Source organism: Streptomyces sp. WG7 (assembly GCF_049975785.1).
In the GTDB taxonomy this organism is placed as follows: Bacteria; Actinomycetota; Actinomycetes; order Streptomycetales; family Streptomycetaceae; genus Streptomyces.
In genome coordinates this window covers 19,788-45,399 of the sequence record NZ_JBNGGE010000015.1, presented here as the reverse complement: position 1 = coordinate 45,399, position 25,612 = coordinate 19,788, and the positions used below count along the sequence as shown (strand labels likewise).

Genomic DNA, 25,612 nt, shown 5'->3' with positions numbered 1-25,612 from the left:
TCATGCTCCTTGGGCATGGGGCTGGGTCTCTGCGGCCGGGCTCGGAGGACTGGACTGGCTCGTCGGAGCAGTCTGTCCCTCGGTGGCCGGTTCGGCGGCGGAGGGCCCGCCCTTGCGTGCACGCCAGGCGCCGCGCAGCATTTCGTGCCACCGCGGACGCTTACGCGGCGGAACATGGTCCACGCCGCCCAGCGACCACGGATTGCACCGCAGGATCCGCCAAGCGGTGAGCGCCGTGCCCTTGATGGCACCGTGCCGGTCTATGGCCGTGTAGCCGTAGTGGGAACACGACGGGTAGTACTTGCACACCGGCCCCAGCAGCGGACTGATCGTCCACTGGTACAGCTTGATCAGAGCCAGCAGCGGGTACTTCATCGCGCGCCCCCTCCCAGCAGCCGCTCCAGGGCGGCATCCAGGTCTCGGGCCAGCTGTGCATGGTCTGCGTCACCCGCACCGGGTAGCGCTCGTACGACTACCAGGCTACCGGGGGGCAACAGGTCGATCCGGTCGCGCATCAGATGGCGAAACCTGCGCTTCACCTTGTTGCGCACGACCGCACCACCCACGGCCTTGCTCACGACGAAACCCGCACGTGTCGGGGGAGCGCTCTCCCCAGGCGCGTGCGGGTCCGTGGCACCGCTTCGAAGATGGACGACGAGGACCGGGCGGCCGGCCCGGCGACCTCGTCGTACAGCGGTCGCGAAGTCCTCGCGCCGCCTCAGCCGGTTCTCGGTGGGCAGCACGATGTCATGACCTGACCGGGATCAGGCGGACAGACGGGCGCGACCCTTGCTACGGCGAGTCGCGAGAATCGCGCGGCCGGCACGGGTACGCATACGCAGCCGGAAACCGTGGGTCTTCGCGCGGCGACGGTTGTTCGGCTGGAAGGTGCGCTTGCTCACTCGGGGGCTCCAGAAAGAATCGGGGTTGGCGGGGTGCCGTCCTGGCTGTCACCGTGCGCCCACGAGTAGCTCGCGTTACGCCCGAGTGCACCGCTTTTCGATCACCTTGGACGTGACCTGTGCCCATCGGAGGCAGGCGGCAGCAGCCATCGACAACTCGACTTGGTTACGGTACGTGGGACTGCGCCATTCGGTCAAACCAGCGGTGACCGGGAGACGCTTGTCCACAGGCTGGGGACAACAACTTGAACCCTACCGGCCGCGCTGACTACCGTGAATGGACTCCGATTCGTTCCCTTATCCCTGCCCCACCCGAGTTTCATCCCGACCCGTCCCCGAATCACACCTTCGAGGGACTCGTGAGAGAGCGTGCCCTGTGGCTGACGTACCTGCCGATCTTGCCGCAGTGTGGCCACGCGTACTGGAGCAACTCCTCGGGGAGGGCCGCGGGCAAGGTGTCGAGTCGAAGGACGAGCACTGGATCCGACGCTGCCAGCCCCTCGCACTGGTCGCCGACACCGCCCTGCTCGCCGTACCGAACGAATTCGCGAAGGGCGTACTGGAGGGCCGCCTCGCCCCCATCGTCAGCGAGACGCTGAGCCGTGAATGCGGCCGCCCCATCCGCATCGCGATCACCGTCGACGACACCGCGGGCGAACCCGCCGGCCCCACCCCGCCGGCGCCCCCCGCCCGCCCCCAGCCCCGCTACGAGGAGCCCGAGCTCCCCGCCCCCGGCGGCCAGGGCCGCGACGAATACGAGAGCTACGACGGATACGGCCGCCACCGCGCCGAACAGCTCCCCACCGCCCGCCCCGCCTACCCGCAGGAGTACCAGCGCCCCGAGCCCGGCTCCTGGCCGCGCCCGGCACAGCAGGACGACTACGGCTGGCAGCAGCAGCGCCTCGGCTTCCCGGAACGGGACCCCTACGCGTCACCGCCGCAGGAGTCCTACGGCCCGGACCCGTACGGCAAGGACGCGTACCAGCAGGACTACCGTCCGCAGTCCCCGGACCGCCCGCCGTACGACTCCCAGCGCGGCGACTCCCGCGGTGACTACGAACGCAACGACTACGAACGCAACGACTACGAACAGCCCCGCGGCGACTACGACCAGCGTGGCCCCCGCCGGGACCTGCCCGAGCCGCAGTCCGGCTCCGGACACGTCCACCGCGGCGGTCCCGTCGGACCCGGCCCCGCCACCGGCGCCCCCGGCCCGCTGGCCGCACAGCCCGCGCCGGCGACGGGCCCGGGCGAGCCGACCGCACGACTGAACCCGAAGTACCTCTTCGACACCTTCGTCATCGGCGCCTCCAACCGCTTCGCCCACGCGGCGGCCGTCGCCGTCGCCGAAGCACCCGCGAAGGCGTACAACCCGCTCTTCATCTACGGGGAGTCGGGCCTCGGCAAGACCCATCTCCTGCACGCGATCGGGCACTACGCCCGCAGCCTCTACCCCGGCACACGCGTGCGCTACGTGAGCTCGGAGGAGTTCACCAACGAGTTCATCAACTCCATCCGCGACGGCAAGGGCGACAGCTTCCGCAAGCGCTACCGCGAGATGGACATCCTGCTCGTCGACGACATCCAGTTCCTCGCGGACAAGGAGTCGACTCAGGAGGAGTTCTTCCACACCTTCAACACGCTCCACAACGCGAACAAGCAGATCGTCCTCTCCTCCGACCGGCCCCCCAAGCAGCTGGTCACGCTGGAGGACCGGCTGCGGAACCGTTTCGAGTGGGGCCTGATCACCGACGTCCAGCCGCCCGAGCTGGAGACGCGCATCGCGATCCTGCGCAAGAAGGCGGTCCAGGAGCAGCTCAACGCCCCGCCGGAGGTACTGGAGTTCATCGCCTCCCGGATCTCGCGCAACATCCGCGAACTGGAGGGCGCGCTGATCCGGGTCACGGCGTTCGCATCGCTCAACCGGCAGCCGGTCGACCTGGGCCTCACGGAGATCGTCCTGAAGGACCTGATCCCCGGCGGCGAGGACTCGGCACCCGAGATCACCTCCACGGCCATCATGGGCGCGACCGCCGACTACTTCGGCCTCACCGTCGAGGACCTGTGCGGCACCTCGCGCGGGCGCGCACTGGTGACGGCCCGGCAGATCGCGATGTACCTGTGCCGCGAGCTGACGGACCTCTCCCTGCCGAAGATCGGCGCGTTGTTCGGCGGCCGGGACCACACCACCGTGATGCACGCAGACCGCAAGATCCGCAATCTGATGGCCGAGCGGCGCTCCATCTACAACCAGGTCACCGAGCTGACCAACCGCATCAAGAACGGCTGACACCGCCCGCACCGGTCACCGAGGCGCCCCGGACACCCCTGGGGCGCCTTTCCCGTGCCCCCGTGCCCCCCGTTGCCTCCGTGCCCGTACTTGCGGCCCTGCGCCCCCGCTGCTGCCCGTACACCTGCGGCCCTGTGCTGCCGGCGCCCCCTGCGTCCCGTGCCTGTGCACGCGTCCCGCACCTGCGATCCGTGTCCGGGACCGTCTCGGCGGGTCCGCAGCGGTGCGGCGCGGCAGGGACCGGACCCGCCCAGGACCCGCCCCCGCTCCTCCACTGTTCGAATTCCTGCCGGGTTACGGCCGCTCTCCACAGATTCGGTGACTTTTTTCCGTCCACACCTTGGGGACTGGGAAGTTGTCCCGATCCTGTCCACAGGCCAGGGTGTTACGAGATCATCGGGGCAGGTCAGGTCCCTGTGGATTCGTGGACGAACACTATCCACAGCCTGTGGACAGTGAAACGGTCCACAGGCTGTGCACGAAGTTGTCCACGGGCAACCCACAGGCTGAGGCGAGTTGTCCCCAGCGATCTCCAGCTTCTCCACACGCCTGTCCACTGTTCGGCAACCTGACGCGCCCCGTCACCGCGTCGAGTGAAAGGCGTCACATCGAGAGCCCTGGTTGGGCTGTGGGCAACCTGGGTAAACCTGGGGACGGCTCTGGGGAGAAGTCGCCCCTCCCTGTGCACGGTGTGTGCAGAACTTTCTGTTCTCCACAGACGAGCCCGGTTGTCCACCGGCTCCGCCCACAGGCACGGTGGACAAAAAACCTGCTCTGACCTGGGCAAACGAGGTTATCCACGGTATCCACAGGCCCTACTACTACTAACGACTAGAGAGAGTGCGGAATTCGTTTCGAAGTGGGTCCTGTGCACAACTCGCCCTCTCGAGCCCGGCCGCCCCTCGTCACGACTTGACCCCGAACGGCACCTACTGTCAGTGGGGTGCGTCAGACTGGTCCCCGGTGTTCTGCCCCTCACGGGGACCGACGACACCGACTCAGACGACGAAGGCCAGGCAGAGCGAGCAGCGCCGGCAACAGCAGGAGGCGGCAACAGTGAAGATCCGGGTGGAACGCGACGTACTCGCGGAGGCAGTGGCCTGGGCGGCTCGCAGCCTTCCGGCCCGTCCGCCGGCGCCGGTCCTCGCGGGCCTGCTGCTGAAGGCCGAGGAGGGGCAGCTGAGCCTGTCCAGCTTCGACTACGAGGTCTCCGCGCGGGTCTCGGTGGAGGCGGAGATCGAGGAGGAGGGCACGGTCCTGGTCTCGGGCCGCCTGCTCGCCGACATCTCCCGCGCCCTCCCCAACCGGCCGGTGGAGATCTCCACAGACGGTGTACGGGCGACGGTGGTCTGCGGCTCCTCGCGGTTCACCCTCCACACCCTGCCTGTGGAGGAGTACCCGGCGCTGCCGCAGATGCCGGAGGCGACGGGCACGGTCCCCGGCGAGGTGTTCGCCTCGGCCGTGCAGCAGGTCGCCATCGCCGCCGGCCGTGACGACACGCTGCCCGTCCTCACCGGTGTGCGCATCGAGATCGAGGGCGACTCGGTGACGCTGGCCTCCACCGACCGCTACCGCTTCGCGGTCCGCGAGTTCCTGTGGAAGCCGGAGAATCCGGACGTCTCCGCGGTCGCCCTGGTGCCCGCCAAGACGCTGCAGGACACCGCCAAGGCGCTGACCAGCGGCGACCAGGTGATCCTGGCGCTGTCCGGCTCGGGCGCCGGCGAGGGCCTGATCGGTTTCGAGGGCGCGGGCCGCCGGACGACGACGCGGCTGCTGGAGGGCGACCTCCCGAAGTACAAGACGCTGTTCCCGACGGAGTTCAACAGCGTCGCCGTGATCGAGACGGCTCCCTTCGTGGAGGCCGTCAAGCGCGTGGCCCTGGTCGCCGAGCGCAACACCCCGGTCCGGCTCAGCTTCGAGCAGGGCGTGCTCATCCTGGAGGCCGGCTCCAGCGACGACGCACAGGCTGTGGAAAGGGTGGACGCACAGCTGGAGGGCGACGACATCTCGATCGCCTTCAACCCGACGTTCCTGCTGGACGGTCTGAGCGCGATCGACTCTCCGGTGGCGCAGCTGTCCTTCACGACGTCCACGAAGCCGGCGCTGCTCAGCGGCAGGCCCGCGGTGGACGCCGAGGCGGACGAGGCCTACAAGTACCTGATCATGCCGGTGCGGCTGAGCGGCTGAGCGGCTCGGCTCATCGGGTGGGGCGCCGGTTGTCCACAGGGTGAGGGCAAACCCGCAGGTGAGGGCGTACGTATGAGCGCGTACGCCCACAGCTGTGCACGGGCGTCCGGGTTTAGGCTCGGACGTGGGTACGAAAGTGCCGCGGCACGCATCGTCGGGTCATCCGTCGGGTCAGGACGTGCCGTCCCGCCCCTCGCACACCTAAGGAAACGCAACTGATGGAGCTCGGTCTCGTCGGCCTCGGCAAGATGGGCGGCAACATGCGCGAGCGGATCCGCCGCGCGGGCCACACCGTCGTCGGATACGACCGCAATCCGGACCTCGCCGACGTCCACAGCCTGGAAGAGCTTGTGGGCAAGCTCAGCGCCCCGCGCGTGGTCTGGGTCATGGTCCCGGCCGGTGAGGCCACCCAGGCCACCGTCGACCGCCTCGGCGAGCTGCTGGAGCCCGGTGACATCGTCGTGGACGGCGGGAACTCCCGCTGGACGGACGACGAGAAGCACGCCGAGGAGCTGGCCGCCAAGGGCATAGGCTTCGTCGACTGCGGCGTCTCCGGCGGCGTGTGGGGCCTGGAGAACGGTTACGCGCTGATGTACGGCGGCGACGCGGACGACGTCGCCCGGGTGCAGCCGGTCTTCGACGCCCTCAAGCCGGAGGGCGACTTCGGCGCCGTGCACGCCGGCAAGGTGGGCTCCGGCCACTTCGCGAAGATGGTCCACAACGGCATCGAGTACGCCATGATGCAGGCCTACGCCGAGGGCTGGGAGCTGCTGGAGAAGGTCGACTCCGTGGAGAACGTCCGCGAGGTCTTCCGGTCCTGGCAGGAGGGCACGGTGATCCGTTCCTGGCTGCTGGACCTGGCGGTCAACGCGCTCGACGAGGACGAGCACCTCGGTGAGCTGCGGGGCTACGCGCAGGACTCCGGTGAGGGACGCTGGACTGTGGAGGCCGCGATCGACAACGCGGTGCCGCTGCCGGCGATCACGGCGTCGCTGTTCGCGCGGTTCGCGTCCCGGCAGGACGACTCGCCGCAGATGAAGATGATCGCCGCGCTGCGCAATCAGTTCGGTGGCCACGCGGTCGAGAAGAAGTAGGCAACACCCGAAGGTCAACACCGGAGGGTCAACACCCGAAGGCTGGGGAGGTCGGCGAAACGACCATGCACGTCACGCATCTGTCGCTGGCCGACTTCCGCTCGTACGCCCGGGTCGAGGTCCCGCTCGACCCGGGCGTCACCGCCTTCGTCGGTCCGAACGGGCAGGGCAAGACGAATCTCGTCGAGGCGGTCGGCTATCTCGCCACGCTCGGCAGCCACCGGGTCTCCTCCGATGCGCCCCTGGTCCGGATGGGCGCCGAGCGTGCGGTGATCCGCGCTCAGGTCAGGCAGGGGGAGCGGCAGCAGCTGATCGAGCTGGAGCTGAACCCGGGCAAGGCCAACCGTGCCCGTATCAACAGGTCCTCGCAGGTCAGACCGCGTGACGTGCTGGGCATCGTGCGTACCGTGCTGTTCGCGCCCGAGGATCTCGCCCTGGTGAAGGGTGACCCCGGTGAGCGGCGCCGCTTCCTGGACGAGCTGATCACCGCCCGCTCCCCGCGCATGGCCGGGGTGCGTTCCGACTACGACCGGGTCCTCAAGCAGCGCAACACCCTGCTGAAGTCGGCCGCGCTCGCCCGCCGTCACGGTGGCCGCGCGATGGACCTGTCCACGCTGGACGTATGGGACCAGCACCTCGCGCGTGCGGGTGCCGAGCTGCTCGCGCAGCGGCTGGATCTGATCGCCTCCGTGCAGCCGCTGGCGGACAAGGCGTACGAGCAGCTGGCCCCGGGCGGGGGCCCCGTCACGCTGGAGTACAAGCCGTCGGCGCCCGGTGAGGCGCACACGCGTGAGGATCTCTACGAGCAGTTGATGGCCGCGCTCGCCGGGGCCCGCAAGCAGGAGATCGAGCGGGGCGTCACCCTGGTGGGGCCGCACCGGGACGATCTGCTGCTCAAACTCGGCCAGCTGCCCGCCAAGGGGTATGCCTCCCACGGCGAGTCCTGGTCGTATGCGCTGTCGCTTCGGCTGGCGTCGTTCGACCTGCTGCGGGCGGAGGGCAATGAGCCCGTTCTCGTCCTCGACGACGTCTTCGCCGAGCTGGACGCGCGGCGGCGGGAGCGGCTGGCCGAGCTGGTGGCGCCGGGTGAGCAGGTGCTGGTGACGGCCGCGGTCGACGACGACGTACCGCATGTGCTGGCGGGGGCGCGGTTCACGGTGGCGGAGGGGTCGGTGGAGCGCGTATGAGCGCGGACGAACCGGTCCCCGGAAAGCCTCCCGGCGGCAGCGGCAGCGGCAGCGGCAGGAGTCCGGAGCCGTCGGGTGTGGATCTCGCGCGCGTGGCACTCAGGGCCGCGCGGGAGGCGGCACGCGCGCGTGGGGACGCGGCGCAGCAGAAGAAGCAGGCGCGGCGTGGGGGCCTGCGCTCCGGCGCGCGCGCCGACGGCCGTGATCCCATGGCACTGGGTTCGGCGATCAACCGGCTGATCACCGAGCGCGGCTGGGAGACGCCGGCCGCGGTGGGCGGGGTGATGGGCCGGTGGCCGCAGATCGTCGGTGAGGACGTGGCGAAGCACTGTGTGCCGGAGCGGTACGACGAGGAGGAGCGGGTGCTGGTCGTCCGCTGCGACTCGACGGCGTGGGCGACGAACCTGCGGTTGCTGGCGCCGACGCTGGTGGCCCGGCTCAACGAGGACCTCGGGCATGGTTCGGTGCGGGTGATCAAGGTCCTGGGACCGGGTGGTTCCGGCGGGCCCGGCCGGCGTTACGGGCCGTTGCGCGCCCCTGGGAGCCGGGGCCCGGGAGACACCTACGGGTGACCCTGGGGGTGCTCTGGCACCCCGTCAGGGGTGGGTGATGTACCTCACATAATCGGGCGTCAGCGGCTGTGGTGAACCGCCGCCGCCCCCTTCGTCGTGGAACCGCACACGGTTGCGAATCGCGATCTGACTCCCAAGTAGCCAAGGGTTGACGCCTCGAAGCGCTGAGTGCCGTTGTGAGCCTCTTGAGGCCCCCATCCACATATCGGGAGTCGGACGAGCCTGGTTCAGGGCGGCACATGCGGACTCAGGTACCGGCAAACCCCCATCAGTGTCAGTGCTACCGGTAGAATGGAAGACAATCCCGCCCCGAATGTGGGGACCGTCCGGGACTAGCTGAGCAACGCTGATCAAGGCTTACCAACGCAACATGCCGCAGCCGCTCCGGCAACCCGCCGACGAGCCCGGCTCGTGCTGTGCCAGAAAGGGCGCTTCGTGGCCGATTCCGGCAACCCCAACGAGAACAACCCGTCCACCGACACCGGCGCGAACGACGCGGCGAGCACCCCGAACGGCGCGGCTCCCACCTCGTACGACGCCAGTGCCATCACCGTCCTCGAGGGTCTGGACGCGGTCCGCAAGCGACCCGGTATGTACATCGGCTCAACCGGTGAACGAGGCCTGCACCACCTGGTGCAGGAGGTCGTGGACAACTCCGTCGACGAGGCGCTGGCCGGCCACGCGGACACGGTCGACGTCACGATCCTCGCCGACGGCGGTGTCCGGGTCGTCGACAACGGCCGTGGCATCCCGGTGGGCATCGTCCCCTCGGAGGGCAAGCCCGCCGTCGAGGTCGTGCTGACCGTGCTGCACGCGGGCGGCAAGTTCGGCGGCGGCGGTTACGCGGTCTCCGGTGGTCTGCACGGCGTGGGTGTCTCCGTCGTCAACGCCCTCTCCACGAGGGTCGCCGTGGAGGTCAGGACCGACGGCTACCGCTGGACGCAGGACTACAAGCTGGGTGTTCCCACGGCGCCGCTGGCTCGGCACGAGGCCACCGAGGAGACCGGCACGTCGGTCACCTTCTGGGCCGACGGTGACATCTTCGAGACCACCGACTACTCCTTCGAGACGCTGTCCCGGCGCTTCCAGGAGATGGCCTTCCTCAACAAGGGCCTGCGGATCAACCTCACCGACGAGCGCGAGTCGGCGAAGGCCACCGCCGGCGCGGACGAGGCGGGCGAGGACGAGAAGCACGAGGTCAAGAGCGTCTCGTACCACTACGAGGGCGGCATCGTCGACTTCGTGAAGTACCTCAACTCCCGCAAGGGAGACCTGGTGCACCCGACCGTGATCGACCTCGAGGCCGAGGACAAGGACAAGAGCCTGTCCCTCGAGATCGCGATGCAGTGGAACGGCGGCTACACCGAGGGTGTGTACTCCTTCGCCAACATCATCCACACCCACGAGGGCGGCACGCACGAGGAGGGCTTCCGCGCGGCGCTCACCTCGCTGATCAACAAGTACGCGCGGGACAAGAAGCTGCTGCGCGAGAAGGACGACAACCTCACGGGTGACGACATCCGCGAGGGCCTGACGGCGATCATCTCGGTGAAGCTGGGCGAGCCGCAGTTCGAGGGCCAGACCAAGACCAAGCTGGGCAACACGGAGGTCAAGACCTTCGTGCAGCGCGTGGTCTACGAGCACCTGGCCGACTGGCTCGACCGCAATCCGAACGAGGCGGCGGACATCATCCGCAAGGGCATCCAGGCGGCCACCGCGCGCGTGGCGGCCCGCAAGGCCCGTGACCTGACCCGCCGCAAGGGGCTGCTGGAGACGGCGTCGCTGCCGGGCAAGCTGTCCGACTGCCAGTCGAACGACCCGACCAAGTGCGAGATCTTCATCGTCGAGGGCGACTCCGCCGGCGGCTCCGCCAAGTCCGGCCGGAACCCGCAGTACCAGGCGATCCTCCCGATCCGCGGCAAGATCCTCAACGTCGAGAAGGCGCGCATCGACCGGATCCTGCAGAACCAGGAGATCCAGGCGATGATCTCCGCGTTCGGCACGGGCGTGCACGAGGACTTCGACATCGAGAAGCTCCGCTACCACAAGATCATCCTGATGGCGGACGCCGACGTCGACGGCCAGCACATCAACACCCTGCTGCTGACCTTCCTGTTCCGGTTCATGCGGCCGCTGGTCGAGTCCGGGCACGTGTACCTCTCCCGCCCGCCGCTCTACAAGATCAAGTGGGGCCGGGACGACTTCGAGTACGCGTACTCCGACCGTGAGCGCGACGCCCTGATCGAGATGGGCCGCAACGCCGGCAAGCGCATCCGCGAGGACTCCGTGCAGCGCTTCAAGGGCCTCGGCGAGATGAACGCCGAGGAGCTGCGCATCACGACCATGGACCAGGAGCACCGCGTGCTCGGCCAGGTCACGCTCGACGACGCCGCACAGGCCGACGACCTGTTCTCGGTGCTGATGGGCGAGGACGTCGAGGCCCGGCGCGCGTTCATCCAGCGCAACGCCAAGGACGTCCGCTTCCTCGACATCTGAGTCGGTCTCAGCTGACCGCACCAGGAAGGACCTTCACCAGCTATGACCGACGAGAACACCCCTGTGACGACGCCCGAGGGTGACGCCCTGGCCATGCGTGTCGAGCCCGTCGGGCTCGAGACGGAGATGCAGCGCTCCTACCTCGACTACGCGATGTCCGTCATCGTCTCGCGTGCGCTGCCCGACGTCCGCGACGGCCTCAAGCCCGTCCACCGGCGCGTGCTGTACGCCATGTACGACGGCGGCTACCGCCCCGAGCGCGGCTTCTACAAGTGCGCCCGCGTCGTCGGCGACGTCATGGGCAACTACCACCCGCACGGTGACACCTCCATCTACGACGCCCTGGTCCGCCTCGCCCAGCCCTGGTCGATGCGCATGCCGCTCGTCGACTCCAACGGCAACTTCGGCTCGCCGGGCAACGACCCGGCGGCGGCCATGCGGTACACCGAGTCGAAGATGGCGCCGCTGGCCATGGAGATGGTCCGCGACATCGACGAGGAGACCGTCGACTTCACGGACAACTACGACGGCCGCTCCCAGGAGCCGACCGTCCTGCCCGCCCGCTTCCCGAACCTGCTGATCAACGGCTCGGCGGGCATCGCGGTCGGCATGGCCACCAACATCCCGCCGCACAACCTGCGCGAGGTCGCGGCCGGCGCCCAGTGGTACCTGGAGAACTACGAGTCCTCGCACGAGGAGCTCCTCGACGCGCTCATCGAGCGCATCAAGGGCCCCGACTTCCCGACCGGCGCCCTGGTGGTGGGCCGCAAGGGCATCGAGGAGGCCTACCGGACCGGGCGCGGCTCGATCACCATGCGCGCGGTCGTCGAGGTCGAGGAGATCCAGAACCGCCAGTGCCTGGTGGTCACGGAGCTGCCGTACCAGACCAACCCGGACAACCTCGCGCAGAAGATCGCCGACCTGGTGAAGGACGGCAAGATCGGCGGTATCGCCGACGTCCGCGACGAGACGAGCTCGCGCACCGGCCAGCGCCTGGTCATCGTGCTCAAGCGGGACGCGGTCGCCAAGGTCGTCCTGAACAACCTGTACAAGCACACCGACCTGCAGTCGAACTTCGGCGCCAACATGCTGGCCCTGGTCGACGGCGTGCCGCGCACCCTCTCCCTGGACGCGTTCATCCGGCACTGGGTGAACCACCAGATCGAGGTCATCGTCCGGCGCACGAAGTTCCGGCTGCGCAAGGCCGAGGAGCGGGCGCACATCCTGCGCGGCCTGCTCAAGGCCCTGGACGCCATCGACGAGGTCATCGCGCTGATCCGGCGCAGCGACACCGTGGAGATCGCACGCGGGGGCCTGATGGACCTCCTGGAGATCGACGAGATCCAGGCCAACGCGATCCTGGAGATGCAGCTGCGCCGCCTGGCCGCCCTGGAGCGCCAGAAGATCGTCCGGGAGCACGACGAACTCCAGGCGAAGATCAACGAGTACAACGAGATCCTCGCCTCCCCGGTCCGCCAGCGGGGGATCGTCAGCGAGGAGCTGGCGGCGCTCGTCGAGAAGTACGGCGACGACCGCAAGACCAAGCTGATCCCGTACGAGGGCGACATGTCCATCGAGGACCTGATCGCCGAGGAGGACATCGTCGTCACGGTCACGCGTGGCGGCTACATCAAGCGCACCAAGACCGACGACTACCGGGCGCAGAAGCGCGGCGGCAAGGGCGTACGGGGCACGAAGCTCAAGGAAGACGACATCGTCAACCACTTCTTCGTGTCCACCACGCACCACTGGCTGCTGTTCTTCACCAACAAGGGCCGGGTCTACCGGGCGAAGGCCTACGAGCTGCCCGACGCCGGCCGGGACGCGCGCGGTCAGCACGTGGCGAACCTGCTGGCCTTCCAGCCGGACGAGACGATCGCCCAGATCCGCGCGATCCGCGACTACGAGGCGGTGCCCTACCTGGTCCTGGCCACCAAGGCCGGCCTGGTGAAGAAGACGCCGCTGAAGGACTACGACTCGCCGCGCTCGGGCGGTGTGATCGCCATCAACCTGCGTGAGCAGGAGGACGGTTCCGACGACGAGCTGATCGGAGCCGAGCTGGTCTCGGCCGACGACGATCTGCTGCTGATCAGTAAGAAGGCTCAGTCGATCAGGTTCACGGCCTCGGACGACACGCTGCGCCCGATGGGGCGGGCGACCTCGGGCGTAAAGGGCATGAGTTTCCGCGAAGGGGACCAACTGCTCTCGATGAATGTTGTTCGAGCCGGTACGTTCGTGTTCACTGCCACTGACGGCGGGTACGCGAAGCGGACCTCTGTCGACGAGTACCGCGTCCAGGGCCGCGGCGGCCTCGGCATCAAGGCTGCCAAGATCGTCGAGGACCGTGGATCGCTCGTGGGCGCGCTGGTGGTCGAGGAGCACGACGAGATCCTCGCCATCACACTCTCGGGCGGTGTGATTCGTACGCGAGTCAGCGGGGTCAGGGAGACGGGCCGTGACACCATGGGCGTCCAACTGATCAATCTGGGCAAGCGCGATGCCGTCGTCGGCATCGCTCGCAACGCCGAGGCGGGACGTGAGGCGGAGGAAGTCGACGGCGATGTGGTCGTCGACGAGACCGCCGAGGGTGCCGCGACCACCGGCACGGACGAGGGTGAGGCGCCCTCGGCCGAGTAGGACGAGGAGAGAGTCATCGTGAGCGGAGCCACGGGCGCCGGATCGGCCGGTACCTCCAGGGGTACGGATACGGGCGGCGGCGGCCGTGGCTCCGCAGCGCGTGCGACGGATTCGCACACGACTCAACTGCGCAAGATCGACGACGGCCCGTCCGATTCGCACTCGGCGAGCCCGTCCAAGACGCATGGATCCCAGGGGGGAACTGTGACGGACACCCGAGGCCAGCAGACTCAAGCGGCGGCCTCGCCGCTGCCGGGAGAACGGCAGCCCCAGCAGCCCAGCGGGCCGTACCACCCGCCGCAGGCCTACCAGACCCAGGGCGGCAACACGTCCGCCACCGTGCGCCGCCCGCGCACCGGCGCACGCACCACGCCCCGCGTCCGCAAGGCACGCCTGCGCGTGTCGAAGGCCGACCCGTGGTCGGTGATGAAGGTCAGCTTCCTGCTCTCCATCGCGCTCGGCATCTGCACGATCGTCGCGTCCGCCGTGCTGTGGATGGTCATGGACGCCATGGGCGTCTTCTCCTCGGTCGGCAGCACGGTCTCCGAGGCGACCGGCTCGAACGAGTCCAACGGCTTCGACCTGCAGTCGTTCCTGTCGCTGAGCAACGTGCTGCTGTTCACGACGGTCATCGCGGTCATCGACGTCGTCCTCGCGACGGCGCTGGCGACGCTCGGCGCGTTCATCTACAACCTGTCCGCCGGCTTCGTCGGCGGCGTGGAGCTGACGCTCGCCGAGGACGAGTGACCGTCGCCCACCGGGCTCGCCACAACCGATTTTGGGACTGCCCGCCTCGTGCGCTAATCTTCAGGAGTCAGCGCGCGGGACACACACCGCAGAGCGCGGCGGGGCTATAGCTCAGTTGGTTAGAGCGCATCCCTGATAAGGATGAGGCCACAGGTTCAAATCCTGTTAGCCCCACCAGCGAGAAGACCCCCAGTCGATACCGGCTGGGGGTCTTCGCCGTTCACGGGGATGTCCATGACGGGCATCGGACGATGTCCTGACGGGCACCAAGGGAAACGCCCGGCCGCTGGCGACGGGGGATGCGCCAGCGGCCGGGCTGTGGCCAAGGCTAACAAGGCCGGGTGCGTGGCGGGGGATATTCACTGATCGCACGGTGGTTCGTACGAGAGACGCGGCAGGTACTCGTGCCACTTCTCCTCGGTCAGCACGCCCCGGGTGGTCGAGCAGATGCGGTCGATGGCGTCGTCCACACCCAGGTTCCACAGCCGGACGGTGTCCGTACCGCTGGACACCCCGAGCATGAGACTCACGGGGCTGAAGGACAGGAAGCCGCCGGTCTTGGCGTTGGGGTTCATCGACTCCCCGACGGGAGCGGCTTCGCCCGGTGTGTGGACGTCCCAGAGCCGGACCGTGTTGTCGTTGGAGCCGCTCGCCAGGGTGTCGCCGTCCCGGCTGAACGTCAGCGACACCACCGAGTCGGTGTGTCCGGCGAGGGTGGACTCCGCCCGGGCCGTTCCGTCGGGGCCGCCGGTGTCCCAGAGCCGTACCGTGCCGTCGTCGCTGCCGCTGGCCAGCGTGTGGCCGTCCGGACTGTAGGCGAGCGCGTTGACGGGGCCCAGGTGCCCTGTACGGGGCGCGCCGAGGGGAGTGGCGTGGCCGGGGTCGGCCACGTCCCAGAGCCGGACGGTGTCGTCCGCGCTGCCGCTGGCGAGCGTGTGGCCGTCGGGGCTGAAGGCGAGGGTGTTGACGTACCCCGTGTGGCCGGTGAGCGGCGTGCCGAGCGGGCGGGGTCGGGCGGGGTCGGCGGTGTCCCACAGCTGGATGGTGCGGTCCTCGTAGGCCGTGGCCAGCGTGTGGCCGTCGGGGCTGAACGCCAGCGTGTCGGGGCCCGCGTACCGGGTGCGCAGCGCCACGGGTGTCCCGTGGGCGGAGGGCCGGGCCGGGTCCGTGACGTTCCACAGGCGTACCTCGCGGTTTGCCGTCAGCACGGCGAGTGTGGCGCCGTCCGGGGAGAAGACGAGCGACCGTATGTCACCCGTCCCCGGGATGAAGGGCGCGCCCAGTGACACGGGCCGGCCGGGGTCCGTCACGTTCCACAGCCGGACCCTTCCGTCGCGCGACGCCGTGGCCAGTACCTGCCCGTCCGGGCGGAACGCTCCGACGCGACCGGTCATGTCCGACGTCGGTATCGACCACAGACGGACCTTGCTGTCGCCGCTGCCGGTGGCGAGGGTGCGTCCGTCGGGGCTGAACCCCAGGGCGTACATCTCCCCGCTGCTTCCGGCGAGGGGCACGCCGATCTGCGACGGGTAGGCGGGGACACTGACGTTCCAGAGGCTCGCCGTGCTGTCCGCGCTGCTCGCGGCGAGCATGTCGCCGTCGGGACTGAAGGCCACCGACCAGATGGGTCCGGTGTGGCCGGTCAGCGGTGAGCCGATCCGCTTCGCGTCCCGCGGGTCGGCCACGTCCCAGAGCCGGACGGTGTCGTCCGCGCTGCCACTGGCGAGGGTGCGTCCGTCGGGGCTGAACGCCACGGAGTGCACCAGGCCGGTGTGGCCGGTCAGCGGTGAGCCGATCCGTGTCGCGTCCCGCGGGTCGGCCACGTCCCAGAGCCGGACGGTGTCGTCGTCGCCCCCGGCTGCCAGCGTCCGGCCGTCGGGACTGAACGCCACCGAGCGCACCGCCGCGGTGGCGCCCGTCAGGGTGTCGAGCTGCTCCGGCCGGCGGGGGTCGGCCACGTTCCACAGCCGTACGGCGTGGTCGTCGTGGGCGGAGGCCAGTGAACGGCCGTCCGGGCTGAAGGCGAGCAGGTAGACGGTGCCGCCGTGACCGGGCAGGGGAGCACCGAGCGGGCGCGGGTGACGCGGGTCGCCGATGTCCCACAGCCGGATCGAGCCGTCGTCGGAGGCGCTGGCCAGGGTCTTGCCGTCCGGGCTGAACACCGCCGAGCTCACCCAGCTCGTGTGACCGGTGAGGGGCTCGCCCAGCGGTCGCGGACGCGCGGGGTCCGACACGTCCCACAGGCGGACGGTCCGGTCGTAGCTGGCCGTCGCCAGGACCTTCCCGTCGGGGCTGAAGGAGGTGAGGTACACGGCGCCCGTGTGCCCGAGCAGCGGCGTGGCCAGCGGCGCGTTCACGATCGAGAGCAGCCGGTTCCGCACATCCTCGTCGTCCGGTCGCAGCCGGTGCGCCGCCAGGTCGAGCTGGGCCGACAGCGACGGGTCCGTGTACTGGACCCGGTCCGCCTCGGCGACCACCTGCTCGAACACCGCGTCGTTGCGCTGCTGCCAGGCGATCACCGCCGAACCGACCGCCACGAGCGCCAGGACGACCAGCGCCGACACCGCGGCACGGCTGATCAGGACGGTGCGCCTGCGCGACCTGACCGCGGCGGCCAGGAACTCCACCGCGCTCCGGGTCAGGAAGGTTCCGTCGTCCGACTCCGCCCAGCTGTGGGCCTGTTCCAGGCGGGAGCCCCGGTAGAGCAGCGAAGCGTCCCGGTCCGACTCCTCCCAGGCCCGGCCGTCCTCCTCCAGACGCTGGCGCAGCAGGTTGCCGGCGCGGTCCTCGTCGATCCAGTCGCGCAGCCGCGGCCAGGCGTGGAGCAGCGCCTCGTGGGTGATCTCCACGGTGTCCGCGTCGAGTGTCACCAGCCGGGCGCGCACCAGCGCCTCGAGCGACTCCTCCGTCTTGCCGGGGTCCCTCGACTCCTGGGCCAGCCGGCGCCGCGCGCCCCGCCTGCGGGTGGCCTGGGTGTCCTCGCTCAGCCGGACCAGCCTGAGCAGCAGCAGCCGCGCGGCCGTGCGCGCCGCCGGGTCGAGGCCCGACCAGGCCCGTTCGGCGGTCGCCGCCACCGCTCCCTGGATGCCGCCGGCCGCGCGGTAGCCGGCCAGCGTCAGCCGGCCCGCCTTGCGGCGCTGCCAGGTGGCGAGCAGGGCGTGGGAGAGGAGGGGCAGCACGCCCGCGTCGTGCGACCCGCGCGGGCCGTCGGTGCTCACCTCACGGATGATCAGCTCCGCCAGCCCCGGTTCGAGTTCCATGCCCACGGCCCTGGCCGGGCCGGTCACCGCTTCGCGCAGTTCCGCCGTGGTCAGCGGCCCGAGCACCATGTGCCGGTGCTGCAGGGCGTCGGCCAGCTCGGGGTAGCGCAGGCACTGCTCGTAGAAGTCCGCGCGTACACCGAGGGCGACGAGCACGGGTGCCGGGTCCTCCGCGTCACCGGGCGCGCAGATGGCCTGGAGGAGCTGGATGAACGCGCGCCGGTCCGACTCGTCGGTGCAGAGGGTGAAGACCTCCTCGAACTGGTCCACGATGACGACCGGGCGGGCCGCCGCGGTCGTGCCCGCGGACGTCTCCGCCGTGCCCGCGGACGTCTCCGCCGTGCCCGCGGACGTCTCCGCCGTCTCCTTCGCCGACTCCTCCGATGACGTCGTGCCCGCGCGGGCCCATGCCGCGAGGGCCTTTCTGGCCGCCCGCGCGATCTCCGGAGCGCCGGGCTGCTCCGCCGCCGCGCCCTCCGCGGTGGAGGCGGTGGAGGCGGTGGAGGTGGAGGTGGAGGTGGTGGGGACAGTAGGGACAGTGGGGACGGTTGAGGCGATGACGGGCGCGAGGCCGGGGATCCGGCGGGCCAGCTCTCCGAGCGGATCACTTCCCGGTACGAGCTGGAGTACTTGCCTCGGCCGGCCGGTTCCGTCGCCCTCGGCGTCCCCGTCGTCCAGCGCGCCGTTCCGCAGGGCGGGCACCAGGCCGGCGTTCAGCAGAGACGACTTCCCGGCTCCCGAGGCGCCTACGAGCATGACCAGGCCGCCCGTGTCCTGGGCCGCGCGGAGCTGGGCGACCAGGGCGTCCGTGCTCCGCCTCCGCCCGAAGAACCAGTCGGCGTCCTGCTGACGGTACGCGGCCAGCCCGCGGTAGGGGCAGACACCGCCGGGACCGGCCGGGGACTCGGCCGGGAGGCGTTCCTCGTCCGAGGGGTGCGGTCCGGGCCGTTCGCCGGTCGGGTCGGCCACCGCACGCTCCCACAGGAGCTGCCACCGGGCCAGGTCGTACAGGCCCGTGGAGACCGGTACGGGTCGCGCGCGCCGCGCCTGGGGGATGAGGACGTGCAGCACCGCCGCGAGAGCGGGGAACTGGGCGGGCACGTTCTTGGCCCGCCGCCAGTCGCTGATCCGTTGCGCGGAGACCCGTACGGGCCGCCCCCGTTCGTCGACCCGCTGGAGCCGGGCGACCGCCTCGGACACGCGTTTCAGGGGAGGGTTGCCGGCCTCCTTGTAGAGCAGTGCGAGACGTTCTGCGAAGGCCGTGCGTGCCCCTGAGTCGAAACTCAAGGTCTCCACTCCTTAACTTCCCCCGCACTTGGACGTCCGGACCGGAAAACTCACTCTATACGCCTGACCTGCGGGTACGTCAGGGTCGCGGCACCGGAACCTCCCCAGCGGCGACCGTGGATGGCAGGATCACGTCGCAGTGGCGAGTCGGCCGCCCGACACCCTGACAGGTCAGCGGCCCAGCACACGGCGGAGTCACCCCGCGTGGCCGAACGTTCTCGGTCAGCTTTCGGTGGCCCGGCCCTCTTCGACCCGGTCCGGTACCGCGTACAACACGGCGCCGGCATGGTTCGGTACCGGTCCCCACGAGGGGAGGGACCGGTGCCGAACGATGCCGGCGGGCGCGGGCGGCCGTCGCGGGCGGCGGTCAGTCCTTGGCGGACGGCCGACGGGCGGGCGGTACCAGCAGGTCGCGCTCGGGATGCTTCTCGCCGGTGACGCTGCCCTGGATACCGAGGTCGGCCCGGGCGTTCTCGTGGAAGGCGTTGATGGCCCGGAACGCCGCCCGGTGCCGCTCGCGCCACTCCTCCAGGCTGCCGGTGATACGGCCCGTGGCCTGCCAGTCGATCTCGGCGAGCACCGCGTTCAGCTCGTGCCCGGCCTCGACGGCGTCGTCACCGCCGAGCAGCATGACCCGCTCGAACGCCGATCCCCACCGCCGGCTCGCCTCCGCCAGGTCCTCGCGGAGGTCCTCCTCGGGCCGGTGGTCCTCGCGCAGGCCCTCCCTGGCCTCGTAGAGCCGGACGGCGGCGGCGATCCTCATCTTCGAGGCGTCCACGTACTCCCCGTACGCGTCGACCTTCTTGTCGTCCCAGCGCGTCAGCGACTGGTGGCGGTTTCTGCTCCGCTCCATCAAGTGGTTCGTGACGTGTGTGCTCAGTGCGCCGAGCAGCACGGCCGCGATCGTCACGAGTTGCTCGCCGGTCCCCAAACCGTCCCCCAGTCACAACTCCGCAAGATGCTGGATGATCTTACGTTCATCGGACCAACAGGCAAGCGGGCAGGGCGGATTCAGCGCGGTGATCCGCGGGCAGGCAGGTCCTGATGGTTCCGAGTCAACCGCCGCTGGAGTGTGTATGAGGATCTCCGTCGACCCCGAGCAGTGTTACGGCTCCGGCGACTGCGTCCACCGGGCCCCGTCCGTCTTCACCAAGGTGGACGGCCTGGGCGCCGTGATACCCGGACGGGAGAACGATGTCGACGCACCACGGGTGCGCGAGGCGGCCGAGGGATGCCCCTCCGCCGCGATCACCATCACGGGGGAGCACTGAGCACCCGAGGAGAAATGAGGATCTCGGCGCATCGGGCCCCTGTCACGCGCGGCAGCGGGGCAGCCGCTCCTCGTCGCGTCGGAACGAGAGGTGATCCCATCGGAACGAGAGGTGATCGCATGACGGACCGTGCTTCGGAACTGCTCGTCACGCTCGCCCGCGGGTACGTGAGGCAGGCCCCCGGTTCCCTGTTCAAGGGGGCGATCGCCGCGCGGTACCTGAATCCCCGCCTGCGCGACCACCCTCGACGACGGGTGGTCGACGCCGGGTTCGGGGCCAGGTTCGCCGTCGACACCCGCGACCTGATCCAGCGGTACGTCTACATGTACGGCGCCTGGGAGCCGCACATGATGCGATGGCTCGCGAGCCGGCTCCGGACCGGGGACGTCCTCGTCGACGTCGGCGCGAACCTCGGCTTCCTGAGCGTCTACGGCTCCCGGCTGGTGGGGAGAACGGGCCGGGTGGTGTCGATCGAAGCGTCCCCCGTCTTCCATCGGCGACTGATCCAGCACGCCGGGCTCAACGGGTGCGACAACATCCGTGCGGTCAACGCCGCGGTCTCGGACCGCCACAGGACGGTCACCTTCGTACTCGCGAGCTCGCGGAACACGGGCGCGAACAGCATCGTGCCGTGGGACGGGCCGGCCGAGTCCACCTTCGAGACGGAAGCGCGTCCGCTGCCCGAACTCCTCCGGCCGGACGAGATCGCACGAGCGCGTGTGATCAAGATCGATGTGGAGGGCGCGGAGGGCGGTGTCGTACGCGGGCTCGCCCCGTTGCTCGACGGGCTCCGTCCCGATGCGGAGATCGCTGTGGAGGTGACTCCGGAGCGCATGGAACTGCTGGGCGATTCCGTCGACGAGTTGCTGGGCACGATGCGCGGGCACGGGTTCCACACCTACCGCCTGGCCAACGACTACGCGCCGGAGAGCTATCCGAGCGCCCTGCGCCGGCCCGAACCTCCGGTGCGGTGGCGCGGGCCGGTCACAGCCGAGAGTGACCTGGTCTTCTCCCGGGTCGACGCCGAGGTGCTGACGTGACGTGACTCCGCCGCTCCCCGGGTGGCCTCGGTCCGGGCGGCCCGCCGCTCAGTCGCGCACGCCTCGGGCGCGGCGGCGGGAGGGCTGGCGCAACCGGGGTGGGCGGCGGGAGGGGCTGGTCCGACCAGGTGCGGCGGCGGGCGCCGGCCCGCCGGGCAAGGAGTGCGTGCGCCCCGTACCCGGCAAGCCCGCCGCGTGCGGGTGCGCGGCCGGTCCGCCGGGTACGGGGCGCGGGTGCCGGTGCCGCTCCCGGTTCAGCTGCGGGCCCCGCGAGTCTCAGGCCCTCCGTCCGGAAAACGCCACCCGAAGGACGCCAGCGCCCGCGCCCTGGCCTCCACCACCGCCATCCGGGCGTCCCGTTCGGCGGGGTCCACATGGGCCGCCTGGCCGGTCACCTGGCCCTCCCACTTGCGGTAGAGAAGGCCCACCTCCTCGGAGAACCACCCCCGGCTCACGCAGTTGAGCGCCAGCAGCAGGCCGGTGTCCTCGGAAGCGGGCAGGGCCATCCAGCCGCCGAGCGCGAGCAGCAGATCACGCCGTACCAGGAGCGTCGCCGGGTGGACCTGGGCGCGGAACGCGTTCGCCTTCCAGAAGTCGAGCACTTCCCCCCGCTCGATCGGCCCGTGGTCCGGGTCGCCGGGGAAACCGGCCGTCGAGCCGTCCGGCAGGAGGTCCAGCACCCGGGACGTCGCCCACCCGAGCGTCGGGTCGGCCTCGAGGGCGGCCAGGTCGCGGGCCAGGGCGCCCGGCGGGAGCTGGTCGTCGGCGTCCAGGATCTTCACGTACTCGCCGTCCGCGTGGGACAGGGCGATCGTGCGGGCCACTCCGGGGCCGCCCGGCTGTCCCCGCCGCCCCTGCCGGAACACGATCCGGGGGTCGTCGGGCACGTGCGGCCGTACGTCGTCCGTCCGCCCGTCCTCCTGGATCACCCAGCGCCACTCCCAGCCGTCGGGCAGCTCCTGCGCGCACAACGACGCGTGGGCCTCCGGCAGGAAGGGGGCGGAGGGGCCGTGGACGGCCGTGACGATGATGATGCGCCGGCTCACGGCAGCACTCACCACCTTTCCAGATGAGTGGTGAAGAGCAGTTCCGTACGGTCACCGGGCAGCGTGACGTCGGAGATGTCCACCACGCGGTCGTCGGTGTCGTACGAGGTCTTGCGCAACAGGATGACCGAGGTGCCCGGCGGCAGGTCCAGCGCGGTGGCCTCCTCCGGTGTCGGAGGGCGGGCGGTGAGGCGTTCCTCCACGCGGTCCAGCTCGATGCCCACGGTGTGGAGCTGGTTCTGGGTGCCGCCCGGCCAGGGCTCGTTGGTCTCGTCCAGGAGATCGGGGTTGGCCGCGACCATGTCCCGGACGAGATGGGAGGTGACGAGGCTGAACGGGGCGGACTCGGCCGAGTGCCGCGTCCGGTAGGCGCGTTGGAGGAGCACGGTGCCCTCGGGCACGCCGAAGGCCCTCGCCAGCTCCCCGGACGCCTCGGTCTCGCGGTACTGCGCGTGGAAGACGAGGTCGTCGATCCGGAGACCGGTGTCGCGCTCCGTGGCGCCTGTTCCGGCCCGCGTCGCGTGTGGTCGGCGTGCCCGGTCCTTCTCCCACTGGTGCCGGCTGTTCTCCCGGACCGCCGGGGTGCGGGGGCGCCGGACGAAGGTGCCGCGGCCGTGCCGCCTGTCGATCAGGCCCTCGTCGCTCAGCAGCCGGAGCGCGTTCTGAACGGTCGGCACGCTGCGCCCGTACCGCTGGGCGAGGTCGGCTTCCGAGGGCAGGCGGTCGCCGGGCTTGCGCTCACCCTCGCGGATGGAGCGGCGGAGGGCGTCAGCGATCACCTCGTACGCCTTGGGCACTGGCACTCACCGGTTTCGGTCCGTGGTCGGGCTGTGGGTCCGAGCTGGGCACGACCCGATCACACCCTACGACTCCTCAAGAGGTCTTGATGAGTGGCGTATTCCGCTTCTTTGGTCTTCTCCGGCTTCTCCGAGCTTCCCCGGACTTCCCCGGTGTTCCCCGGTGTTCTCCGCACATGGCGGCGGCCCGGCTGCTCTGTCGAGCTGCCGGGCCGTTTCTCGCGTGCGGTGCTGTACGCAGATCGCCGTGTCGTCGGGGCTGGACGGGGGCGGCGCGGCGGGAGCCGTGCGCGCCGGGCCGCTCAGCGTTGGAGAGGCGCGGTGTGCTGGGAGGCGGTGTGCTGCAGGGCCGAGGACCCGGCGGAGTCGTCGCACAGGAGGCCGGGGGCCGCGGCGGCACTGGTGAGCGGGCGGTTGCGGCAGCTGGGGGCCTTGCCGTGGGCCTCGGCGCGGATGCGCTGTTTCATCGTGGGGGGCAGGGAGCCGGTACGTGACCAGGACCAGGGGGCCGCCGTCGTGGGTACCACCTCGGGGGAGGTGCTCTCGGTGTTGCTGTGCGCTCCGGTCTGCGGTACGGCCGCGGAGGCGGTCGTCGTGATGAGTCCGAGCGCCGTGCACAGCGCGAGGAAGGCGGTGACGATGGTTGTCCACAGTGTCAGGACCTTGTTCCGGGCCATGACCCCTCACTTTCGGGTTGGGCGATTTGCGTACTTTCCTCATGATGTGTATGTGGGTCGCGAAGTGGTGGACCGACGCCCGTGGCGCGTGGATGTTCAGATCAACACCACCCGGATGGGTGCAAGAGCGGAGAAAAGGTGCCCAGACGGGAGAGAAGCGGCCAAAGTCACCGTCCGTAGAGGTGTGATCACCCTCCGATCGGAACGGCGTGGTCCGCTCTTATCGGGCTCTGACGACGGTCAGTTGGCCGCCGACACAGGTCACCGATCGGTATCGGCCGGTGTGTATAGTCGGGCGCCAGAGGTCCCCTACGTCAAGGAAAGACGAGGTCGCGCGGTGAAGAAGCTTCTCCTGGTCGCACTGGCCGCCATCGGCGGACTCCTCGTGTACCGCCAGATCCAGGCGGATCGCGCCGAGCAGGATCTGTGGACGGAGGCGACTGACTCCGTGCCCACGGGTTCGTGAGTACGACCGACATCCGGTTCTGAGCAGACCCCGGCCGTCATACGGTCGGGGTTTTGTGTTGCCCGGACTCCGTTGCCCGGACTCCGTTGGCTGGACTCCTCTTCCGGACTCCTTCGCTCGGACTTCGTTGGCCGGATTCCGCTGCCGGGATTCCGAGCGGGGGGCGCGGAGCGCGGGGTCGCGGGGCAGGATGGGCCACGGTCCCCTCCGGGTGGCTGCGACAGTGCCGACGAGCTCGAGGGGTGGCGGGTGATGGGACGGTGGTGTACGGCGTGGGGACGTGCCGGATCGGGGCGTGACCGGCCGCCGACGCCCGCGCGGCCCGCGTCGGCGCCCACGCCCGCGCTCACGCGGCGCACGCCGGTGCGTGGGACGCCCGGGCGGCCGGCCGTCGTCACCGCCGTACTGACCCTGACCGCGGCCCTGACCGCCGCCCTGCCCGGCGACGGTGCGGCTCTCGCGGCCGGTGTGCCCGCCGGCTACGCCTTCGCCGAGGACGCCCGGCGGATCGAGGGCGCGAGCGGCACCTCGGACGCCGCACCGCTGGAACCCGGCGCCACGTACCGCAGCTCCCTGCCGAGAAGCGGCACCCTCTACTACCGCCTCGAACTCGACACCGCCCTCGACACCTACGTCTCCGTCACCGCCGTACCCGGCCCCGGCGGCGAGGTCACCGCGGTGGACGGCATCCGGGTCTCCGTACAGGACGCCGACGGCGGATCCTGCTCCTCGGACAGCGCGACGTTCGGCGCCGCCCACAGCCCCCGCCCGGTCACGGCCTGGGGCATGCGCGAGATCGCCCCGGGCGCAACCCGGTGCCAGGAGCCCGGCACCTACTACGTCACGGTCGAGCGGTCCCGGCCCCAGGACTCCCCGCCGGAGGCCTGGGACCTGGAGCTCACCGCCGTCACCGAACCCCGCGCGAAACAGACCGGCGCGACCACCGCACCCGAGGCCTGGAACTCCGCCTCACCCGAACCCCTCACCGGCCGGCCGGAACGGCGCCCGGGCGGCAACGGATTCGCCCACGCCACCACCGTCGGCCAGGGCGCCTGGCGCGACGACATCCGGCCCGGGCAGACCCTCTACTACAAGGTGCCGGTCGACTGGGGCCGCCAGCTGTACGCGACCGCCGAACTCGGCGGCTCCGGCGACCAGTCCGGCTACGCCACCAGCGCTCTTCGCCTGGCCCTCCACAACCCCGTGCGCGGCGAGGCCGACGACGCCGCCAAGGGCTACACCGGCCGTCGGACGACGGTCGGCCTCGCTCCCCTGCCGCCGGTCGCCCACGCCAACCGGTACGCCACCGGCCGGCAGACCAGCGCGATGCGGTTCGCCGGCGCCCACTACCTCGTGGTGCACCTCGCGGCACAGGTGGCCGACGACTTCGGCGAGGGGCCCTTCGCGCTGACGCTGCGCGTCCGGCTCGAGGGAACGGCGCAGGCCGGCCCGCAGTACGCGGGAGAGTCCGAGCCGAAGGGCGTCTTCGAGGTACCGGACCGGGGCCGGGGAGCCGCGCCGGAGAACGGGGCCACGAGCGACGACCTCGCCATGAAGGCGGTAGCCGTCGGCGGGATCGGTACCGGCAGCCTGCTGCTCATGGGCCTGGGCGTGTGGACGGCGGCGGCACGGCGCAGGACCGGCACCACCTGACGG

At 70.4% G+C, this 25,612-nt stretch carries 19 protein-coding genes, 1 tRNA gene and 1 pseudogene; 13 read left to right on the top strand and 8 right to left on the bottom strand.

Going from position 1 to position 25,612, the window contains the following annotated elements:
* The 3 genes from yidD to rpmH are packed head-to-tail and all read right to left on the bottom strand — an operon-like array spanning position 1 to position 902.
* Entirely contained in the window at positions 1 to 375 is a 375-nt protein-coding gene (yidD, locus tag ACP4J0_RS17605) for a membrane protein insertion efficiency factor YidD (protein ID WP_426599620.1), read from the bottom strand.
* On the bottom strand, positions 372 to 743 hold the full coding sequence (rnpA, locus tag ACP4J0_RS17600; protein WP_426521507.1) for a ribonuclease P protein component: 372 nt from the start codon (positions 741 to 743) through the stop codon (positions 372 to 374). The genes yidD and rnpA overlap by 4 nt, the downstream gene beginning before the upstream one ends.
* Positions 744 to 764: 21 nt before the next feature.
* Positions 765 to 902, bottom strand: coding sequence for a 50S ribosomal protein L34 (gene rpmH, locus ACP4J0_RS17595; RefSeq protein ID WP_003975051.1), 138 nt, complete (start codon positions 900 to 902; stop codon positions 765 to 767).
* Positions 903 to 1,278: 376 nt separating this feature from the next.
* Here rpmH and dnaA point away from each other — a divergent pair, with 376 nt between their 5' ends.
* The 9 genes and pseudogenes from dnaA (at position 1,279) to ACP4J0_RS17550 (ending at position 14,289) form a co-directional block, all read left to right on the top strand.
* Complete coding sequence (gene dnaA / locus ACP4J0_RS17590; protein ID WP_426599619.1) at positions 1,279 to 3,192, top strand: chromosomal replication initiator protein DnaA; 1,914 nt, start codon at positions 1,279 to 1,281, stop codon at positions 3,190 to 3,192.
* Positions 3,193 to 4,248: 1,056 nt separating this feature from the next.
* Positions 4,249 to 5,379: a DNA polymerase III subunit beta gene (gene dnaN, locus ACP4J0_RS17585; protein WP_426599618.1), complete on the top strand. Its 1,131-nt coding sequence runs from the start codon at positions 4,249 to 4,251 to the stop codon at positions 5,377 to 5,379.
* Between the two features lie 143 nt (positions 5,380 to 5,522).
* Positions 5,523 to 6,473: pseudogene (gene gnd / locus ACP4J0_RS17580) on the top strand (phosphogluconate dehydrogenase (NAD(+)-dependent, decarboxylating)); the annotation flags it as partial.
* A gap of 65 nt (positions 6,474 to 6,538) precedes the next feature.
* Entirely contained in the window at positions 6,539 to 7,660 is a 1,122-nt protein-coding gene (recF, locus tag ACP4J0_RS17575; protein ID WP_426599617.1) for a DNA replication/repair protein RecF, read from the top strand.
* Positions 7,657 to 8,232 carry a DUF721 domain-containing protein gene (locus ACP4J0_RS17570; protein WP_426599616.1) on the top strand — a complete coding sequence of 192 codons (576 nt, stop codon included), beginning with the start codon at positions 7,657 to 7,659 and terminating at the stop codon, positions 8,230 to 8,232. Before recF ends, ACP4J0_RS17570 begins: the two co-directional genes overlap by 4 nt.
* 435 nt (positions 8,233 to 8,667) lie before the next feature.
* Positions 8,668 to 10,728 (top strand): DNA topoisomerase (ATP-hydrolyzing) subunit B, encoded by a 2,061-nt coding sequence (gyrB, locus tag ACP4J0_RS17565; RefSeq protein ID WP_426599615.1) that lies wholly within the window; start codon positions 8,668 to 8,670, stop codon positions 10,726 to 10,728.
* A 42-nt stretch (positions 10,729 to 10,770) separates the two neighbouring features.
* Complete coding sequence (gyrA, locus tag ACP4J0_RS17560) at positions 10,771 to 13,365, top strand: DNA gyrase subunit A (RefSeq protein ID WP_426599614.1); 2,595 nt, start codon at positions 10,771 to 10,773, stop codon at positions 13,363 to 13,365.
* Positions 13,366 to 13,383: 18 nt separating this feature from the next.
* On the top strand, positions 13,384 to 14,112 hold the full coding sequence (locus ACP4J0_RS17555; protein WP_426599613.1) for a DUF3566 domain-containing protein: 729 nt from the start codon (positions 13,384 to 13,386) through the stop codon (positions 14,110 to 14,112).
* A 100-nt stretch (positions 14,113 to 14,212) separates the two neighbouring features.
* Positions 14,213 to 14,289 (top strand) — tRNA-Ile (locus tag ACP4J0_RS17550).
* Positions 14,290 to 14,471: 182 nt separating this feature from the next.
* Here ACP4J0_RS17550 and ACP4J0_RS17545 read toward each other — a convergent pair.
* Together ACP4J0_RS17545 and ACP4J0_RS17540 are read right to left on the bottom strand one after the other, a co-directional pair.
* Positions 14,472 to 18,668, bottom strand: coding sequence for a hypothetical protein (locus ACP4J0_RS17545; protein ID WP_426599612.1), 4,197 nt, complete (start codon positions 18,666 to 18,668; stop codon positions 14,472 to 14,474).
* 358 nt (positions 18,669 to 19,026) lie between these two features.
* Positions 19,027 to 19,569 (bottom strand): hypothetical protein, encoded by a 543-nt coding sequence (locus ACP4J0_RS17540; RefSeq protein ID WP_426599611.1) that lies wholly within the window; start codon positions 19,567 to 19,569, stop codon positions 19,027 to 19,029.
* A 166-nt stretch (positions 19,570 to 19,735) separates the two neighbouring features.
* On the opposite strand from ACP4J0_RS17540, the gene ACP4J0_RS17535 reads away from it, so the two are divergent.
* Positions 19,736 to 19,930, top strand: a complete 195-nt coding sequence (locus tag ACP4J0_RS17535) for a ferredoxin (RefSeq protein WP_426521530.1) — start codon at positions 19,736 to 19,738, stop codon at positions 19,928 to 19,930.
* A gap of 119 nt (positions 19,931 to 20,049) precedes the next feature.
* Positions 20,050 to 20,970 carry an FkbM family methyltransferase gene (locus tag ACP4J0_RS17530; protein ID WP_426599610.1) on the top strand — a complete coding sequence of 307 codons (921 nt, stop codon included), beginning with the start codon at positions 20,050 to 20,052 and terminating at the stop codon, positions 20,968 to 20,970.
* Positions 20,971 to 21,224: 254 nt separating this feature from the next.
* Here the strand turns inward: ACP4J0_RS17530 and ACP4J0_RS17525 are convergent, their stop codons facing one another.
* The 3 genes from ACP4J0_RS17525 to ACP4J0_RS17515 all read right to left on the bottom strand — a co-directional run bounded on the left by ACP4J0_RS17525 (position 21,225) and on the right by ACP4J0_RS17515 (position 23,490).
* On the bottom strand, positions 21,225 to 22,016 hold the full coding sequence (locus ACP4J0_RS17525; protein ID WP_426599609.1) for a glycosyltransferase family 2 protein: 792 nt from the start codon (positions 22,014 to 22,016) through the stop codon (positions 21,225 to 21,227).
* Positions 22,017 to 22,024: 8 nt separating this feature from the next.
* On the bottom strand, positions 22,025 to 22,813 hold the full coding sequence (locus ACP4J0_RS17520) for a GntR family transcriptional regulator (RefSeq protein ID WP_426599694.1): 789 nt from the start codon (positions 22,811 to 22,813) through the stop codon (positions 22,025 to 22,027).
* Between the two features lie 302 nt (positions 22,814 to 23,115).
* Positions 23,116 to 23,490 carry a DUF6344 domain-containing protein gene (locus tag ACP4J0_RS17515; protein ID WP_426599608.1) on the bottom strand — a complete coding sequence of 125 codons (375 nt, stop codon included), beginning with the start codon at positions 23,488 to 23,490 and terminating at the stop codon, positions 23,116 to 23,118.
* A gap of 337 nt (positions 23,491 to 23,827) precedes the next feature.
* On the opposite strand from ACP4J0_RS17515, the gene ACP4J0_RS17510 reads away from it, so the two are divergent.
* Together ACP4J0_RS17510 and ACP4J0_RS17505 are read left to right on the top strand one after the other, a co-directional pair.
* The gene (locus ACP4J0_RS17510) at positions 23,828 to 23,956 is read left to right on the top strand and encodes a DLW-39 family protein (RefSeq protein ID WP_003999697.1); all 129 of its coding nucleotides are present in this window, start codon (positions 23,828 to 23,830) and stop codon (positions 23,954 to 23,956) included.
* Between the two features lie 252 nt (positions 23,957 to 24,208).
* Positions 24,209 to 25,609 (top strand): hypothetical protein, encoded by a 1,401-nt coding sequence (locus ACP4J0_RS17505; protein ID WP_426599607.1) that lies wholly within the window; start codon positions 24,209 to 24,211, stop codon positions 25,607 to 25,609.
* The last annotated feature ends 3 nt before the right edge of the window (positions 25,610 to 25,612 follow it).